Annotated in this window: 12 protein-coding genes; 11 read left to right on the top strand and 1 reads right to left on the bottom strand. The window is 57.6% G+C overall.

Annotation, left to right across the window (positions count from 1 at the left end; translation table 11 throughout):
• Positions 1 to 65: 65 nt before the first annotated feature.
• The 11 genes from KSS91_RS05820 (at position 66) to KSS91_RS05870 (ending at position 13,364) form a co-directional block, all read left to right on the top strand.
• Positions 66 to 557, top strand: a complete 492-nt coding sequence (locus KSS91_RS05820; RefSeq protein ID WP_217837313.1) for a CS1 type fimbrial major subunit — start codon at positions 66 to 68, stop codon at positions 555 to 557.
• 109 nt (positions 558 to 666) lie between these two features.
• Complete coding sequence (locus KSS91_RS05825; RefSeq protein ID WP_217837314.1) at positions 667 to 3,189, top strand: TcfC E-set like domain-containing protein; 2,523 nt, start codon at positions 667 to 669, stop codon at positions 3,187 to 3,189.
• A gap of 38 nt (positions 3,190 to 3,227) precedes the next feature.
• Positions 3,228 to 3,968 (top strand): molecular chaperone, encoded by a 741-nt coding sequence (locus KSS91_RS05830; RefSeq protein WP_217837315.1) that lies wholly within the window; start codon positions 3,228 to 3,230, stop codon positions 3,966 to 3,968.
• A gap of 8 nt (positions 3,969 to 3,976) precedes the next feature.
• Complete coding sequence (locus KSS91_RS05835; protein ID WP_367617151.1) at positions 3,977 to 4,561, top strand: CS1 type fimbrial major subunit; 585 nt, start codon at positions 3,977 to 3,979, stop codon at positions 4,559 to 4,561.
• A gap of 752 nt (positions 4,562 to 5,313) precedes the next feature.
• A complete protein-coding gene (locus tag KSS91_RS28095) occupies positions 5,314 to 5,883 on the top strand; it encodes a hypothetical protein (protein WP_225923722.1) in 570 nt (189 codons plus the stop codon).
• A 466-nt stretch (positions 5,884 to 6,349) separates the two neighbouring features.
• A complete protein-coding gene (locus KSS91_RS05845; RefSeq protein ID WP_102699083.1) occupies positions 6,350 to 6,826 on the top strand; it encodes a CS1 type fimbrial major subunit in 477 nt (158 codons plus the stop codon).
• A gap of 110 nt (positions 6,827 to 6,936) precedes the next feature.
• Positions 6,937 to 9,459 (top strand): CS1-pili formation C-terminal domain-containing protein, encoded by a 2,523-nt coding sequence (locus tag KSS91_RS05850; RefSeq protein ID WP_217837317.1) that lies wholly within the window; start codon positions 6,937 to 6,939, stop codon positions 9,457 to 9,459.
• The gene (locus KSS91_RS05855; protein WP_102674814.1) at positions 9,460 to 10,713 is read left to right on the top strand and encodes a hypothetical protein; all 1,254 of its coding nucleotides are present in this window, start codon (positions 9,460 to 9,462) and stop codon (positions 10,711 to 10,713) included.
• A gap of 59 nt (positions 10,714 to 10,772) precedes the next feature.
• Positions 10,773 to 11,516: a molecular chaperone gene (locus tag KSS91_RS05860; protein WP_217837318.1), complete on the top strand. Its 744-nt coding sequence runs from the start codon at positions 10,773 to 10,775 to the stop codon at positions 11,514 to 11,516.
• Between the two features lie 63 nt (positions 11,517 to 11,579).
• On the top strand, positions 11,580 to 12,074 hold the full coding sequence (locus KSS91_RS05865) for a CS1 type fimbrial major subunit (protein WP_217837319.1): 495 nt from the start codon (positions 11,580 to 11,582) through the stop codon (positions 12,072 to 12,074).
• Between the two features lie 36 nt (positions 12,075 to 12,110).
• Positions 12,111 to 13,364 (top strand): hypothetical protein, encoded by a 1,254-nt coding sequence (locus KSS91_RS05870; protein WP_217837320.1) that lies wholly within the window; start codon positions 12,111 to 12,113, stop codon positions 13,362 to 13,364.
• Between the two features lie 63 nt (positions 13,365 to 13,427).
• Here the strand turns inward: KSS91_RS05870 and KSS91_RS05875 are convergent, their stop codons facing one another.
• A complete protein-coding gene (locus KSS91_RS05875; protein WP_217837321.1) occupies positions 13,428 to 18,083 on the bottom strand; it encodes a dermonecrotic toxin domain-containing protein in 4,656 nt (1,551 codons plus the stop codon).
• Between the last annotated feature and the right edge of the window lie 161 nt (positions 18,084 to 18,244).

Consider the following 18,244-nt stretch of genomic DNA (forward strand, 5'->3'; position numbering starts at 1 on the left):
GCATGTTCTTGTTGTTTTTGGCTTGTTTTTAATAATCTGTCATTGAAATTAAAAGGTATTCAAGCATGTTCAAGAAAGTTGCATTTGCCGTTCCTGTGGCAATCCTGGCGCTGAGTTCTTCCGTTGCATTTGCCGCCGAAACAGCACGCAGCTCCATTAATATCAGCGCCACCGTCCCGAGTAGCGTTTTCCATGCTCAGCCAGTGACCCCTGGCTTCGGCGACAACGAAAAAATGGCCTACAACGTGGTGGATGGCACATTGGGCTCGTTGCGTGAGATGTTCGATGTGAAGCACACTGACGGTGCAGTGGGCGCCTATGTTGAAGGTGGTCCACAGCCACTGTTCAATGGTACTGATTCGATCGCCCTGACTTATACCTTCAACGGCGTAGAACTGACGGAAACCTCCAAGGAAGTTGTAAGTGAAGCCCTGGCTAAACCTGGCACTCGGGCCGAACTGGTAATTGCCGCAGCCAAACCGGCCGCTGGCAAGAGTGGAAACTACACCGCCACACCCGTGGTGATCTTCGACGCCATTCCTAAAGTGGGTCCTTAATAAGGTTATTAATTAAGGCCAAGGTCTAATTCGATAGCACTTGCCGAACGACTGACTATTTTGTTTGTCGTTCGGTTTTTAACGTTTTTATATTCAGAGTAATTCGTTCATGTTCCCGATGACTCCCATCGCGACGGCGCTTGCCCTTGTCTTTTGTGCAAATGCCTTGGCTGCGCCGACGGACAATGGCCATACACCTCGAAGTCTGCTGGCTCAGGCCAAGGGTTTACCGACTGAATTCGAGGAGCACTTCTTTGATGTGCCGTTGGCGGTCCGGGTGGAACTTGATCAACAGTTTCTTGGTGAGGCGATGGTGGTGTTAAGTCGCGATGATCGCATTACCCTCGTCGACTTTACCGATGTCAGCGACAGCAAATTCAAGGCAGGCGAACGAGATACCTGGTCAAACTATCTGAGCCAAGGGGGCGCGCTCGGCAGCTGCCAGGGCAAATGCCCGGGGCAATTGCTTGCCGTGCACTACAGTCTGGCAAACTCGCTGGTGTCCATTCTCACCGCCAACGCCGAACGCGATGAGCAGGCGCAGCGTTACTACAGCCTGCCGGAAGGCGGCAGCAGCGGTCTGATTGTGCGCAATCAATTGAACCTCAATGGCGGCCAGAACCAGGATACGGGCGGGCGCTACGGCCTCGAAGCCAGCAGCAGCCTGGGAAACTGGACTCAAGCCGTCAACCTGCAGTTGTCCCGAATGGGGGGCGTGGAAAATCAGCTCTATCACGCCGTGCATGGGCTCTATACCCAGCGCGAACTGGAGGGCAATTTCCTGCGCCTGGGCTACTTCACTCCCACCACCGAAGGAATGACTCGTCAGCCTCGTACATTTGGCGTCAGCCCCGATACGGCGCTAGGTGTCATGTATGGCAGCTCCGACAGCCTGGTGATCAACAATCCGAAGCCGGCGATTTATCCGATCTACGTCACTGCCAATCGCCAGGGCTCGGTAGAGATCTACCGCGACGGCCTGTTGATCAATACCCAAGCCGTGCCCGCCGGATTGCAAACCCTCGATACGCGCCCGCTGCCGGGCGGCATCTACGAGGTGGAAGTGCGACTGGTCGAAGACGGTCAGATCACGTCCAGCACTCAGGAATTGGTCTACAAACCGAACAACTGGCGCAATCATGACGAGCGCTGGCGCTACAACCTTTTCGCCGGTCGTGAGTCCAGGTTGCTCAGCAACTGGGATGAGCAATCCGAGGGGGATATGACTGCCGGAGCGGCATTCAACTACCTGTTGCACCCGCGAGTGATCCTCGGTTTGACCGGCCGGCAGGTGCGTGACTCCCTGCAATACGGCGCATCGGTCGACTGGACGGTCGTCAACAATGCCAGTCTTTTCGCCAACATCTACCAGACCGAAGACTACGGTACCGGCCTTGATGTGCAGGGTTTGTATTCCTATGGAAAGGGCAGCATCGTCGCCAGCCATAACCGCAGCTGGCTCGACACGACCCGGCTTTACGACACCTTGCCCGACGGCACGCGGGTGCGTCAGCGCAATGTGTTCGTCGGCCAGACCAGCAACTCATCGCTATCGGTCAATCACCGACTGACCACCAAAAGCTCGGTCAATGCCCGTGTATCCCATAGCCAGGGGAATACCGAAGGCACGGGGCTGGATCTGGGATGGACTCAGCGCACTCAGCTCTTTGGCAGTGATGCCAACTGGCGATTGTCGCTGTTCGACCGGCCGGGCAGTGTCAGTTCAGGTAGTGACAGAAACCGTGGTATTGACTTGAGCCTCAACATCGCACTGGGCGACTCAGGAGAACAATGGTCCGGCAGCATCGGTTCGCGCACGGCGCGGGAGGGCGGGCGTGATAACAATGCCTCGCTGACCTATCGTAAAGACCTTCAGGATCACTTGCTGCAGAGTGTCTCGGCTACCGCGACCTCCGATACCTATGGCATGGGCTTGTCCGCCATGACCACGATGCAATCGGACCTGGCCAATGGTGACGGTTTTATCCAGCGTTCTTCCTATAACAATGACCTGACTGGCGGACTCAACCTGGACAGCACCGTGGCAATCGGTGCGCGGAAAATGGTCATGACCAGCCAAACCCACCGCGATGGAGCGGGCATGATCATCGACGTTGAGTCGGATATCGCCGACATTGCCCTGCGTGCCGATGACCTGAGCGGCGGCAGTGCCGTGCTGCGCCCGGGTCGTAACTTCGTGCCGCTCACGGCGTATAAAAGCAGCTCGGTGAGCTTCGATTTCGAGGGCAACCACGTGCCCGCCGCGAGCATTCAACCGCCTCGATCCAGCTATCACCTGAACAAGGGCGGCGTCGAGTACGGCAAGATCACCATCAGCAAAACCGTCACCGTACTCGGCCGCCTGGTCAGCCCCCAGGGTAACCCCCTCAAGGGCCATCACATCATCAACCACGCCAGTCGTGGGGTGAGTGAAGTCGACGGCTTCTTCTCCATGGAAATGAACGCCGGTTCACCGACGCTGGAGGTGCGCTCCGGTAATCAGGTGCTCTGCCGTTTCCGTCTCGATCCGGACAACGCCCAGCGGGAAAACGATGTGTTAATGATTGGGGATTTGCGTTGTTCACCAGAGACGTTGGCGGATGCAACCAGCAACGCTGAGACGGCCGGTTGATCCGGTTCGACGGTTTTAATTTATTGAGGTGGTATGTCATGAAGCGTCTGTTGGCACTGTTTGGTTTTTCTCTTTTCTCCCATGCTGTTGTGGCCGCGCCGCAGATCAATGTCGGGGTGGTCTACGACTATCTGGACGGCGATAAGAGTACTTATCTGAAGCGTGTATTCAATGGTGGCGACAGCACGGCTTTCGTCAAGATCAATATTCTCGAAATTATCTACGATGCCGATGGCAAAGCCCGGGAATTTCCGCTGGTCAACCAGGCAGACGCTAAATCGCGTGACGGGCTGATGGCCAGTCCGGCGCGACTGATCGTGCCGGCCAATGGCATGCAGGGTTCGCGTTTGTTGTACATGGGCGAACGTGACAAGGAACGTTACTTCCGCGTGCGTTATGTGCCGGTAGTGCCGGAAAAGGAAGATGAGTTCGCCGTCTCCGAGCAGGAACGCGACGACTACAAGAAAAACCTGTCGGCCGGGGTCAATGTACTGTCGGGTTATGGCACGGTGTTCTTTGTTCGTCCGAAAGAGACACGCTTTGACAGCGTGATCGAGAACGAGGCGGGACAGTACCGGATCCGCAACAACGGCAATAGTGTGGTGGTGATCGAGGAATTCAAGGACTGCTCGATCAAGAACGAGCAGGAGTGTCAGCCAACAACCAAGCATCACATTCTGGCCGGTCGGACATTCCAGTTCGAAAAGCAGGCTGGTAGGCAATACCGTTTTACGATGGTTGAAGGAAGCAAAAGCCAGAACCTGGAGATCAAGGGATGAAGCCGTAGTTGGGTGAGCGTCTCATTGCTTCCAGGCTTTTTAGTTTTATATCGATTTCGATTTCTTTGTTTGCAGAATTGAAGTGCAAGCAACAGGTGAAGATCATGTTGAAAAAATGGATAACCGTCACCTCGATGGTATGTCTGACGCTGGCGAGTGTTTACGCCTTTGCAATAGTGGAACGCGAAACCTTTGAAGTGTCAGTGACTATCCCTGTTGCGGATTTTTATGTGTTGCCGGTGGATCCGGGGTGGATAGGCCAAGAGCAAAAACTGCCCTGGAATCTGAAGACGGCGGAATTTGGATCGCTGCGTAAACAATTCGATGTCAAAAACGCCAATGGAGCGATTGCTGCCCGTTTGAGTGAGGTACCTTACTTAAGTAACGGCAGAGACGTCGACAACATCGCGCTGGATGTCACGTTCAATCGGATAAAACTCAGTGTGAACAATGCTGAGGTCATTTCGGAACTGGACGGTAAAAGTGGTAAACGCGTGGAGTTGCTGATTGCAGCTGTCAAACCTGTCGACGGTTATAAATCCGGTGAGTACTACGGCAGTGTGCATATGATTTTTGAGGCGATCGCTCCTTGATCTTGTTCTGTGCCATTAGTGACGGGTGTAGCCACCATACTGAAGTTTCGGGTTAATTAATAATGAAGTTATTTTTTTCGCTAAGAACAATGGCAGCGTTCTCGTTGGCAGGAGGCTTGCTCGCCGGATTGCATGCCCCACCCGCCAGAGCGGTGGAGCAGGAAATCAGTGCCAGGTTCGTGCCAGATCCGGCGAATCCCCTGATCAACCGGTTTGTTAACACAACCCCACAGACCGGAGTGTGCCCAAACTTTATAGCTAGCCGCTGCGCGCAATTAGGTATCTTCAGCCTGAGGGTACCCGGTTTGAGATTTGATTCTTCGCAGCCTATTCCAGCCGGGCATGCCGATCCCCGGCAAGGGGCGACCTTCAGTGTCCCGTCGAGCTGGCGAGCACTGGACGTTGTCCACAGTCGTACAGGTGAGCGAGAGACCGTTGAGGTGCGAGTGGCAGGCATTGGCGGTACCTGGAATATCTCCTACCCACCAGGAGTTAGTGCCTGGACGCCACCGGGGGGAGGGAGGTGGCGCGCTCCATGGACAAGACCGCCAGCCCCCTGTACCGGACTTGACATTAATGTTGCAGGAAGCGCTTTTGCGTTTTTCTTTTGGCTAATTCCTGAAGGCGCGGGGGCCTGCGGCGTTGTGCCTACCAAGGATATTCCCTGGTTCAGGTTCAGCTCAGTCGAATACGTTTATGAACTCAGGACCCCCAACCCTCTGGGTATGTCGTCAGGAGAATATCGTGGCTCATTGACCTACACCACCGGTCCAGGCAAGGACTTCGACATGGGTGATGTAATGCTCCCCAACGACAGTGCCATCACCCTCAACTTCACCTTGAGCGTCGAGCATTCGCTCAAAGTCGAAATCCCCCCCGGCGGCCATCGCATCGAGCTGGTCCCCCAAGGCGGTTGGCAAGCCTGGTTGAATCAGGGGCGCAAGCCGGTACGGTTGTTCCGCGATCAGACGTTCAACCTCTCGGCCTCCTCACGCTTCAAGATGCAGCTTGAATGCCAGCATTCCGTTGGCAACACCTGCGCGTTGCGCGCTGCCGACTCTTCTGAGCTTGTGCCCTTGAACACCAGCGTCAGCCTGCCCAACGGCTTGACGGACGATTCGGGGCAGGCGGTCGATCGTCGTCCTCTGCGCCTTGATGGCAGCGGCACCGAGCTGTTCCAGCCCGGTCATTACGTCGACCGCAAGCCGGGAGCCCTGCACTTTGAAGTCGCCCGGGAGCACGTCGAGCAGATGCTGCAGGACGGCAAGGCAAAAAACTGGTCGGGCAACGTCACGGTGATCTGGGATTCGGAAGTGATCTGAGCCAACCGTTCGAGGCTTTGCAGGGCAATGGCGCAAGCTCTGGCGCCGTGCGCCCCTGCAAAGCCCTCAATATCGAAAAAAACAGCGCTTTTAATCAGCGCAAGCCGCTGAAATTAGTGTTAACTCTCTAATGTGTTGATGCCGGCCTTTGTTTGCGGGTAATGTAGTATCGGTCTTACGGAAGTTGTTGCTGTTAAATGGCATTGTTTTTGGTTTTGATTTCGTATTTGTAGTATTATTCTTACGGTCAAATATTGAAGTTTAAGTTATTCCTGCTTTTTTCTCTCCAGTGTAATGGCGATCCGGCTACGAGCTTGTCGGAACTTGCCTGCTTACTTTCCAGAACTATTGAACGATCATCTTTCGGCGTTGAGAGTTGCGCTGGAACATCACTGCTCGTGACTGTTTTGCTTCAGCGAAACTTTCAATACTTAGATCCTTTTTTTTAAACGACAGGTACTGAAAGATGTTCAAGAAAATCGCGTTCGCTGCTCCTCTGGCTGTTCTGGCACTGAGTTCCTCGATGGCGTTTGCCGCCACCGAAGCCAAACACTCCATCAGCATTGTGGCCCATGTTCCATCCGACGATTTCTACGCGGTGCCGGTTGATTCGGACCTGGTCAACAAAGACCAGGACATGAGCTACAACCCGGGCACTGACTCCATGAAGACCGTCGACGGGCACTTTGATGTGCTGCACACCGCCGGCAAAGTGAACGCCCGCCTGGAAGGCGTGCCGAAACTGATCGCCGGGAACAAGACCATCGACTTGAAAGTCGAGCTCAACGGTAAAACCCTGACCACCACTTCGCAGGAAGTTGTTGGCGAAGCTGAATCGAACGTCCGCTATCGCGCACCGTTCAAGATCAGTGCACTGGGCGGTAAACCTGATGCGGGTGATTACACCGGTGTCGTCATGCTGGTCGTTGAACCTTCCGTATAAGTAACAACTGCGACGGTAAGCGTTTACTTGCTCAAAGTAACGTAACCGGTCGGCAAACTATCAAGTTTGCCGACCGGGCTTTGACTTCCTTGTAATCAGAGTATTTGTTCATGTTCCCGATGACGCCCATCGCGGCAACGCTTGCGTTGCTGTTATGTAGCAGCGCATTTGCGGCGCCGACTTCCGTTGATAATACGCCTCGAAGTTTACTGGCCCAGGCCAAGGGTCTGCCGGCCGATTTCGAGGAACATTTCTTCGATGTGCCATTGGCCGTACGGGTCGAGCTTGATCAACAACCCCTCGGCGAAGCGATGATCGTGTTGTCCCGCGATGACCGGGTCACCTTGCTCGATTTCACCGACACCAGCGACAGCCGTTTTAGCGCTGGCGAACGCGACACCTGGGCCAGCATTCTGAAACCCGGCGTGGCGTTGGGCACCTGCAGCGGCCAATGCCCCGAGCAGATGTTGGCGGTGCACTACAACCTGGAAAACTCTTTGCTGTCGATCGTCACTGAAAATGCCGAGCGCGACACTGAGGCCAAACGTTTCTACGACCAGCCCGAAGGCGGCAGCAGCGGCCTGATGGTGCGCAACCAGCTCAACCTCAACGGCGGCCAGGATCAGAACCTCGGCGGGCGTTATGGCCTGGAGGCCAGCGGCAGCCTGGGCAACTGGAGCCAGACCTTCAACATGCAACTGGCGCGTCTCGGCGGGCCGGATGACAAGACCTATCACGCGGTACACGAGCTCTACACCCAGCGCGAACTGCAAGGCAGTTTTTTCCGCCTGGGCTACTTCACCCCCAATTCCGAGGGCCTGACCCGTCAGCCCCGTTCGTTCGGCACCAGCCCCGACACCGCCGTTGGCGTGATGTACGGCAGTTCCGACAGCCTGGCGATCGACAGCCCCAAACCCAGCGTTTATCCGATCTATGTCACCGCCAATCGCCAGGCGTCGGTGGAGATTTATCGCGATGGTCTGCTGCTCAACACCCAATCGGTGCCCGCCGGTTTGCAAACCCTCGATACCCGCCCGTTGCCCGGCGGCATCTATGATGTGGAAGTGCGCTTGATAGAAGACGGCCAGGTCACCTCGACTACTCAGGAGCTGATCTACAAACCGACCAACTGGCGCAACTTTGAGGAGCGCTGGCGCTACAACCTGTTCGCCGGGCAGGAAAGCAAACTGCTGAGCAACTGGGATCAACAGTACAGCGGCGATGCGACCGCAGGCGCGGCGATCAACTACCTGCTGCATCCACGGATAATCCTCGGGTTGTCGGCACGTCAGGTGCGTAACACGCTGCAGTACGGCAGTTCCATCGACTGGAGCCTGGCCAACAGCGTCAGCCTCTATGCCAATCTGTACCAGACCGAAGACCACGGCACCGGCGCCGATCTGCAAGCGCTCTACAACTATGGTTCCGGCAGTCTGGTGGTGAGCCACAACCGCAGCTGGCTCGACACCACCAACACCTACGATACGTTGCCCGATGGCACCCGCGTGCGCCAACGCAATGTGTTCACCGGCGAGACCAGCAATTCATCGCTGGCGCTGAACCACCGCATCAGCCGCAAGAGTTCGCTCAACGCGCGGGTCTCCCACAGTGATGGCAACGTTGAAGGCGTCGGCGTCGACCTGGGCTGGACGCAGCGCACGATGCTGCTGGGCAGCGACGCCAACTGGCGGTTGTCACTGTTCGATCGTCCCGGCAGTTACAGCAGTGGTGACGCGCGCAATCGCGGGGTCGACCTGAGCATCAGCGTGGCGCTCGGCGGGCCGGGTCAGCAGGTTTCCGGCAGCATCGGCAGCCGCACCGCCCGTGATGGCAGCCGCGACACTAACGCCTCGCTCGGTTATCGCAAAGACCTGCAAGACCACATCCTGCAGAGCGTCTCGGTGACTGCGTTGACCGACACCTACGGCGTCGGCCTGTCGAGCCTGGCGAACTTTCGCACCGACGCGATCAACGGCGACGGTTTTATCCAGCGCTCGTCGTTCAACGACAACTTCACCGGCGGCTTGAACCTGGACAGCACCGTGGTCGTCGGTGGCCAGCGCATGGCCCTGACCAGTCAGCATCAAGGACGAGGGGCCGGGATGATCGTCGATGTCGAGTCTGATATCGACGGCATCGCGTTACGCGCCGACGACCTCAGCGGCGGCAGCGCGGCATTGCGTCCGGGGCGCAATTTCATACCGCTGACGGCCTACAGGAACAGTTCGGTGAGCTTCGATTTCGAAGGCAATCACGCACCAGCGGCCAGCATCGAGCCGGCACGCACCCGTTATCACCTGAACAAGGGCGGCGTGGAGTACCGCAAGGTCTACGTGATGAAAACCCTGACCGTGCTCGGACGTCTGGTCGACCCACAAGGCCGGCCGCTCAAGGGCCACCACGTGATCAACCACGCCAGCCGTGGGGTGAGTGAAGTCGATGGCTTCTTCTCGATGGAAATGCATGCCGGTTCACCGACCCTCGAAGTGCGTTACGCCGACCAGTTGCTGTGCCAGTTCCGGCTCGATACCGACAAGCACCGCAGTGAAAACAACGTGTTGATGATCGGCGATCTGCGGTGCACGCCGGATACGTTGGCGGATGCGTCATTGACTCGCCAGGAGGCCAGTTGAATGGTTAATTTCAAGACGTGTATGCCGCAGTGGCTGTGCTTGCTGGCGCTGTTTGTGGCGCCCACGGCCGAGGCGGTCAATCAGGAGATCAGGGCCTTGTTCCGGCCTGACCCGGCAAACCCGCAACGTAATACGTTCATCAACAAAACCCCGGTCAGTGGTTACTGCGCGGACTATCCCGACCAATGCGAACAGAACGCGACCTTCAGCATCCGCCTGCCCATACGGTTCGATTCCGTAAGGGCCATGCAACCCCATGACTCGCAGCGCAACAGTTCGATGTTCACCGTGCCGGCGCAATGGCGTGCATTGACGGTTACGAATGCCGAAACCGGTGAGTCGGAACAGGTCGAGATGCGCATTGCCGGATTTGGATCGCGGTACGTGCTCGACGACAAGGTCACCAACCTTACAGGTGCACCCAATACGCTTGAAGGGCACCGGGCATTGTGGGGCGGCCCGTATGGCAGCTGGGTGAACCCCCCGTCGCCGTGTCAGTACAGCGGCGTCGGTTGGTACACCGATGATTTTTACCAGTTTTACTGGAAAACCCCGATTCAGGGCACCTGCGTAAAAACTGCCAGTTTCAGGATTCCGACCATGTACTACGAGTACCTGGATTTCGCCTATGAACTGCGTACGCCCAATCCGCTTGGTATGTCTTCAGGGCTCTACACCGGCGACCTGACTTATCGCATCGGGCCGGGCGGTGACTTTGACATGGGCGACGTGATGGTGCCCAACGATTCCGATCTGACCCTGAGTTTTGTGCTTGATGTTCAGCACACCCTCAAGGTCGATATCCCTCCAGGTGGCAACAAAATCCGATTGGAGCCGCAAGGCGGATGGCAAAGCTGGCTGCAAGCCGGACGCCGGCCGGTGCGACTGTTCCGTGACCAGACTTTCAATATATCGGCCTCGACGCGATTCAAGATACTGATGCAATGCGGGCCCGGAATAGGTGGCGAATGCGGACTGGAGAATAGTGCGGATAACGGTCGTCGAGTCGTCTTACACATCAGCGTAAGCCTGCCTAATGGCATAACCGACCTCTCAGGCCAACCCGTGAGACGCCTGCGATTGAGGACCGGTGCGGGGAATGAGCAGCAGTTCAAGCCCGGCTTCTATGTGGACCGGGCACCGGGAACCCTGCATTTCGAAGTTGAGCAATCGTACATGGAATCCATGCTGAGGCCCGGTGTTGCCGGCACCTATACCGGCATTGTCATTGTGATCTGGGACTCGGAAATCTGATGGCCAACGCATCGATCAGTCGTACCGGCAGTGTGTTCAATGACCAAGGACTAAAAGTTATGAAGCGTGTGTTTTTATTGATCGGTTTGAGCGGATTTTCCCTGGGCCTTCAAGCCGGGCCGCAAATCAACGTCGGAACGGTGTACGACTATCTGGATGGCGACAAAAGCACCTACCTCAAGCGCGTGTTCAACAGCGGTGACAGCACGGCCTTCGTCAAGGTCAACATTCTGGAAATCGTCTACGACGCCGATGGCAACGCCACTGAAGTACCGGTCAAAAGCGACCCTGGCGCGACATCGCGCGACGGGCTGATGGCCAGCCCCGCACGCCTGATCGTTCCGGCCAACGGCATGCAGGGCACGCGTCTGTTGTTCATGGGCGCGCGCGATACCGAGCGCTATTTCCGCGTGCGCTTCATCCCGGTGGTGCCGGAAAAGGAAGACGAATTCGCGGTGTCCAGCGACGAGCGCGAGGACTACAAAAAGAACCTTTCGGCCGGTGTCAACGTCATGACCGGCTTCGGCACGGTGTTCTTCGTCAGGCCGAACAACAGCCGGTACGACAGCCAGATCGACAACGGCGCCAGTACTTATCGCATTCGCAACAACGGCAACACGTCGGTGGTCGTCGACGAATTCCGCAACTGCTCGATCAAGCAGGAAAACGAGTGCGAGCCCACCACCAAGCACCACATTCGTGCGGGAAAAGAGTTCGCATTCGACAAGAAGCCGGGACGGGAATACCGCTTCAACCTGGTCGAGGGCGCATCGAAAAAGGCCTTGCGCATTGCCAGCCAGTAACCGCCGGTACACACGCGTGGCCGTCATTGCCCGCTGCTTTTTTGGACGTAACAGGTACCTGAAATGATCAAGCTTTCAGCCATCGCCCTGTCGACAGGCGTCGCGGCACTGATGAGTTCCCTGGCATTCGCCGCCCGCGAAGAGCACCGATTCGAAGTGTCGGTGGATATCCCGACCTTGGGTTTCTACGTGATACCGGCCGAGTCGGACTGGATTCATCGCGAGCAAGTTTTTCCGTGGAACATCCACACCCGGTCGCTGGAGGGGCTGCGCAAGAATTTCGACGTCAAGCATGACACCAGCGCCATCCACGCGCGGCTGGAGAGCGAACCCTATCTGTCCAACGGCCGCGATGAGCAGAACATCTACCTGCTCGTCAGCTTCAACGGCAAGACGTTGAGCCACGACCCGCAACCCCTTGAAGTGCTCTCGCGCGAGCAGGCTGTCGCGGGCAAGCGCTTTGCCCTGCAGATCCAGCCGAAGGTGCCCGCGGGCGGTTACAAGCCGGGCCGCTACTACGGCAATGTGAATCTGGTCTTCAGTGCCGCAGCGCCTTGAACCCGGCCATTCGCTGTAATATCGGAGAGAGCTTTCATGAATCTCAATACTTGTCTGCCGGGATGGCTGTGCTTGCTGGTGTTGTTTGTGCCGACTTCGGCCGAGGCGGTGAATCAGGAAATAAGGGCATTGTTCACGCCCGACTCAGCCAATCCGCAAAGCAACAAGTTCATCAATAAAACACCGTCCAGTGGCTACTGCGCGGATGCACCCAGTGAATGCCGGGACAACGAGATGTTCAGCATCCGGTTGCCCATGCGCTTCGAATCGATCAGAGCGATGCAACCTGATGATGTGTCGCGTAATAGCGCCATGTTCAAAGTACCTGCGCAGTGGCGGACGTTGACGGTGACCAACGTGGCTACGCAGGAATCTGAAAAAGTCGAGGTGCGCATTGCCGGCATCGGTTCCCGATACGCCCTTAGCGATACGGCCGCGAATCTGACAGGCGCACCGAGTGCGGCGCAAGGACACCAACGCTTGTGGTCGGGGGGCGTGGCAGGTGCCTGGGTCAACGCGTCACCTCCCTGCCTGTACAGCGGTGTCGGGTTCTATACAGATCATGCGTTTCGTTTTTTCTGGAAAACTCCGGTTGAAGCGGCTTGTGTCAAAACAGCTAAATTCCTGATACCGGTAATGTCCTATGAGTACCTGGATTTCGCCTACGAGTTGCGAACGCCAAATCCTCTTGGCATGTCATCGGGGCTTTACACCGGTGACCTGAGCTATCGTATCGGTCCCGGCGGGGACTTCGACATGGGTGATGTGATGCTGCCAACCGACAGTGATTTGACCTTGAGTTTTGTACTGGACGTGCAGCACACCTTGAAAGTCGATATTCCACCGGGCGGCAACAAGGTCCAACTGGTACCGGTGGGTGGCTGGCAGAGCTGGCTGCAGGCAGGCCGCCGGCCAGTGAGCCTGTTTCGCGACCAGACCTTCAATATCTCGGCCTCATCGCGCTTCAAGATGCAGATGGAATGTCAGTTCGGCGGCTTTCCCTACGAATGCATGTTGAATGATCCCGTCTCCAGGCGATCGGTCGAGCTTCAAGTCAGCGTCAGTCTGCCAAATGGCCTGACGGACCTGTCCGGGCAACCGGTCAGGCGTCAGCGACTGCGAACCGGGCAAGCCAATTCGCAACAGTTTCAACCTGGTTTCTATGTTGATCGGGCTCCCGGGACTCTGCATTTCGAAATTGCACAAAACCAGATGGAGTTCATGCTGCAGCCGGGCGTGGCCAGCCGCTATTCCGGCAATGTCACGGTGATCTGGGATTCGGATATCTGACGTGGTTGCGGCAAACCTGACCGCAACGAATGCCGTCAGGTTTGCCTCACGATGCCGCCGCTATTACAACCCGGCCCTGCTCAACGCCGCGCGCGTCAAACGCCTGGACAGTTCTTTTTCGGCGTCCCACAGATCGACGAGGAACCGGTCGAAGTTCGCTTCGCTTATCGGTTCATCGGCGAAGACAACCGTCTCGGCGACCGGCAACTTGTTGGCCAGATCTTCAAGCCTGTTGCGCAGTGCCGCTCGTTCCACATCCGTCAATTGCGTGGATTCGACCCATTCGCGCTGGGTGGATCGCAGGGTCTCCAGCAACTCGTATTTGTTCAGATACTCCCGTTTATTCGCCTCGATTTGAATCGGGTAAGTTTCACCCAGCCAGGTTTCCCAGAATGCCTGCTCAAGCATTTTATTGACAAGGCCATCACCTTCGCCCAGCGCCAGCACCGTGTCGTACGCCTGATCGATCATGGCGTCGGTGACACCGGATACTGGCCTGTACAGCATGCCTTTTGATTGCCAGGGCAGCTGCAAGCGATCCGCCAGACCCGTCTGATAGGCCAGATAGACCTCGACATCGTCCGGGTTGCCGCCACGACTGGCGACATCGGCGCGGGCGATCTCGTTGACGTGCTCCAGCCGCGCGGCACCTTGGGCCAGGGTGACCAGTTTGCGTTCCAGCTCCGCAGAGTCCGTGGAGTAGGAGTAAGCCTCGGATGCGAGCACCTGTATGCCCATGTTGTTGAACAACTGCGCCCCTGCATCGGCGCAATCGACCGGGGCGATGGCCATGGTGTAGAGCTTTTCCCGCAGTGCGGTGTCGATGTAGACGGCATCGAGCATGCGTACCACGCGTTGCATCAGTTGCCTGCGGGGTTCACCGCCGACGAGATAATCGGCAGAGTTTTTCGTTTCGTGCACCACGGTCAGGAACCGATGGGCCTGAGGGTCGTCGGTCAGCTCAAGCCAGTTTGCCGTCCGCTCCACTCCCCAGCCGGGCACATCGGTCCAGTTGTTCGGGTCGGTGGCGTGGATGACCACATTTATCAGACTGGTGGATGCCTCGAGGGGCGTCGGCGGCAAATTCACTGAGCGTCGGATTTGCTGGTATTGCAACTGATTCAGCTCCGACAGATCCGCGACATCCAGCAGGGTACGCGCGATCACCCAGGCTTTTGCCGAGCCGGGGACAACTTCGGGAATCAAGTCGAGGGGGTTTTCCCGCAGGTCCAGCAAGAAACCGCGTGGTCTGGTTTTCGCCAGCGTGCCCTCGGGCCATGTGGTCAGCCCGGTTTTGTTCAGGGCCACGACTTTCAGCCTCGGCATGCGGCTGATGTCTGGTGACAACCCCAGTGGATTACTGTCGAGCCTGAGGATTTCCAGGTAGGTCAGGTCTTTGAGTTGTTTGACGGCAGCGGCATCCAACACGATCGCGTTATCGCTCAGCTGCAGGCGTTCCAGTCGGTGCAGGGAACCGATGCTGTGTGGAAGACTGGTCAGGTCGCAACGCCTGGCGCTGAGTTCGCGAAGGTTCGGGAACGCTTTGAGCAAGCCGTTCGGCTCACTGGAAAAACGTGTGTTGGCGAGTTTCAGAACCGTGATCTTGTCGAGGAACTTTTGCAGCTCCGGGGGGCGCTTTGACCACCAGGTATCCAGGTTCAGGGGCTGCATCTCGGTGGAGAGATCCAGCGCGTAACTGTCCGGGTCGCTACGGTTGCCGATGTCCCTGTGCTTTCGCTCGAAGCTCTTGAGCAGGCATTCGGCGATATGTTGGCCGCCTTCATCACGAAAAGCCGTGCTGCCCGGTCCCCAGGTGGTTTCCTGCTGGTATGCCCAACGATTGAGGATCACGCGCAGTTCGTCGAAATCGTCTTCCCGCTGCTCGATGGCTTGCATCGGCTCGCCTTGGGCGATCAGGGCATTGGCGAAGGCGTCGACTTCACGGTCGCTGAAATCCTCGTGCAGGTCCAGGATTCGCTCGTGCAGGGTTTCGCCGGCCCGGCTGGTGAATGGGCCCCGCACCAGCAGCAGTGTCTGATGCTCGGGCACGGCGCGGATGGGCGGTGCGGCGAGTATCGTTCGACGTTCGCCGAGAGGCTCGATCTTGACAATGGCCCACTGCCTGAGGCGTTCGGCGTCCCCCGGCTTGAAGCCCAGCGCGTTTTGCCCATTGTGCTGGGTCGCCTGCAGCAAGGCTTCGAAAAAGCCCTGCGCTGCATGGATTGGCTGATTCGACCCGTCACGCACCTCATATTTTCCCGCGTCATCATGAATCAACACCCGGACCCGCGCTGCGCTCTCGGGCCCGGCGCTGCAGCGCAGTTCACCGTCGAATGTGCCTTCCCTGATCTCGATGCGCAGCTCACCGAAGGTGTCGCTGTTGATGCGCAAGGTGCCCAGCACCAGGCGTTCTGTGTCGATGTTGATCAACGCGTCATCGTACAGACCGTGGGCGGCGCGCAACGATTGCGTCTCGAATTGCAGTTCTCGCGCCTGGCTTTTCAGGCGCAGCGGCAGGCGCTTTTTCTGCTCGATCTGTTGGCGTTCCGCGGCGCTGGCGTTGGCGAGAATGCCTTGCGCCACCGTGTCGGGCAGGTCGGGGAATTCGCTGAACAGCGCAACGCTGTCGGCGGGTAGCGGGGTGCTGGCAGGCACGGGTGAGCCCAGGCGTTGCAGGGTATCGGTCAGCAATGGCGGTGGTGCCGAGCTGTCCATGTGCATCCGCCGCAGTGCGGCTTCATGGGTACCGCTGATCTGGCGAATTTGTTCCAGTTGTTCATTGTTGAAACCATCGACGCTGTGACCAAGTCGCCGCATCAATGTCGAGCCTTCCCACTCGCGCGGGTTTTCCGTTTCGCAGACCCAGGCCCCGTGACCATTGTGGCGCAAGGTCGGTGCGTAGGCATCGAAACGCTGCGGATGGCGGATGCGCTGTTGTCCGGTGACCGGATCTTCCAGCACTTCGAAGTGTTGATCGTTCAGGGGCAGGATGCGCCGGCCCTGATGCTGGTGAAGACCCTGTCCATCAGGCCGGGCGTCCGTGGGTAAATCCACGTCGGTTCGTTGATAGGGGCTGAGGTCAGGGTTCCACAGGCGAGTCTCACCGTTTGCCAACTGCACCGGTTTCAAGCTTTCGAAAAACGGCGAGAGTTTCGCCCTTGCGACGTTGCCGATCGCGCCTCCCGCGGCGAACGCACCCAGTTGCACAACGCTTTGCAGCACGCCGATGGCTTGTTCGCCAGCCTCGGCGACGCGGCCTTCGGCCAGATCGACGAGGCCCTCGACCACCTCATCGGTCAGTTGATACGCGGTGTAGGCCAGCATCAATTCGCCCATGCCGGGCACCAGTGGCGTCGCCACCAGCAACGCGGCATTGAGAATGTCCGAGAGCATTTTTTCCAGGTTGTCCCACCAGGCCCAGCGGGCCATGCGGTCGGCGTACTCGGTGGAAATCGCGATGTCCCATGCGTCGTTGAGTACCTTGTTGATTTTTTGTCGGTGGAAGTAGCCCCACAGGTCGCCGTTGAAAACAGTGTCCCGATCGTTCCTGACGCTCGACAGGTGAAATTGCAGGTTGGGGTTATCCACCGGCGTATCCCGCCAGCTCGGCAAGTTGGAACCAGCCGGGGCCGGTTGCCATTTGACCTTGCTCAGTCGGTTGTTCAACCCGGCAAAAAAATGCCCGCGCTGCTGATGAGGCACGAACTGGCTGAAGAATTTTTGGTAGCTGCCGGGGGCGTCGGCATCGCGCAGTTGGCGTGTCAGTTCGGCCATGAATTCGAGCGACGACGGGTACTGCTTGAGCGGGTGCTGCGGGTCATGGGGAACATAGGCGATCACGGGCACGGAATCGGTCGCGGTGTTGGCATCAGGGGTGATCAGCACGATGCCGGTCAGGTGAATGTCCATCATCGACAGGTTGTAGCAGTCGACGGAGCGGCCCCTCCAGCGCAGGTTCTTGCGGTCATCGAGCAGTCCCTGCACCAGGTCAAAGGCATCCTGCCCGATGTCGTTTTTCATCAGCGCCATGTTCGCCGCGATGTTGAGCGCGGTCTTGTGGCTGAGGCTGACTTTGTGGCGCAGGACGTTGCTGGCCACCCGGTTATGCGGCAGCAGAAAATCTCTCAGGTGTTGTTGGTAACGGCTGCCGATATCCAGCTCGCGGCACAGCGACTTGAACTGCTCGATACTCAGCTTGTGCTTGAGCTGTACCACGCTGAAATGCCCGCGGGCGTCGGGGCGGGTGATGAATTCGGAGGCTTGGGTGAACGCCTCGTCACGGGAAAAATTGTGCAGGGCGGCATCCAGCAGCGAGACGGTGCGGCTGGTGGTTCCGCCGGAAAAGTCATGCACCCACCATGACGTTTCTGCCGGTGCATACAGCCGCAACCAGGTTTCTTCGACGTCATCTTCAACGCCGAAACGTTCTTTCAGTGCCTGTTGCAACAAGGGTTTGGCGAAGGCGTAGACATCCTGCAGTTTGCTGAACACTCTATCGACATCGTTTTGCGCGTTCCAGCCGAGCTTGATGCTCTGTTTCAACCGCTCCTGTAACGCTTTTGCGGCGTCAGCCTGCCAGTCGGGAATGCTTACCCGGTCAGTTTTCAGTGCGTTGATACGGGGGAGTGAAGCCTCTGATAGCCAGGAGGGGATGGCCTTCCTGACCAGGTCGAAGTGGATGCTTTGATCCGGGTCTGAAATTCGATGTGGGTGGGGCATTGCCTGATCGTCCTTTGATCATGGATGGAGCGATCAGGCTAGGCAGGCGGCAGCCCCAAAAAAAGCGCAAAAACCGGTTCGTAACGACGTCGATTGCGCCCCGAACCCGGTAAAAATCAGGAGTGAAAAATACATAGTTACAGCCACGCGGGCGCATCTGC

The sequence above is a fragment of the Pseudomonas azerbaijanorientalis genome (genome assembly GCF_019139795.1).
GTDB classification, from domain to species: Bacteria; Pseudomonadota; Gammaproteobacteria; order Pseudomonadales; family Pseudomonadaceae; genus Aquipseudomonas; species Aquipseudomonas laurylsulfatiphila.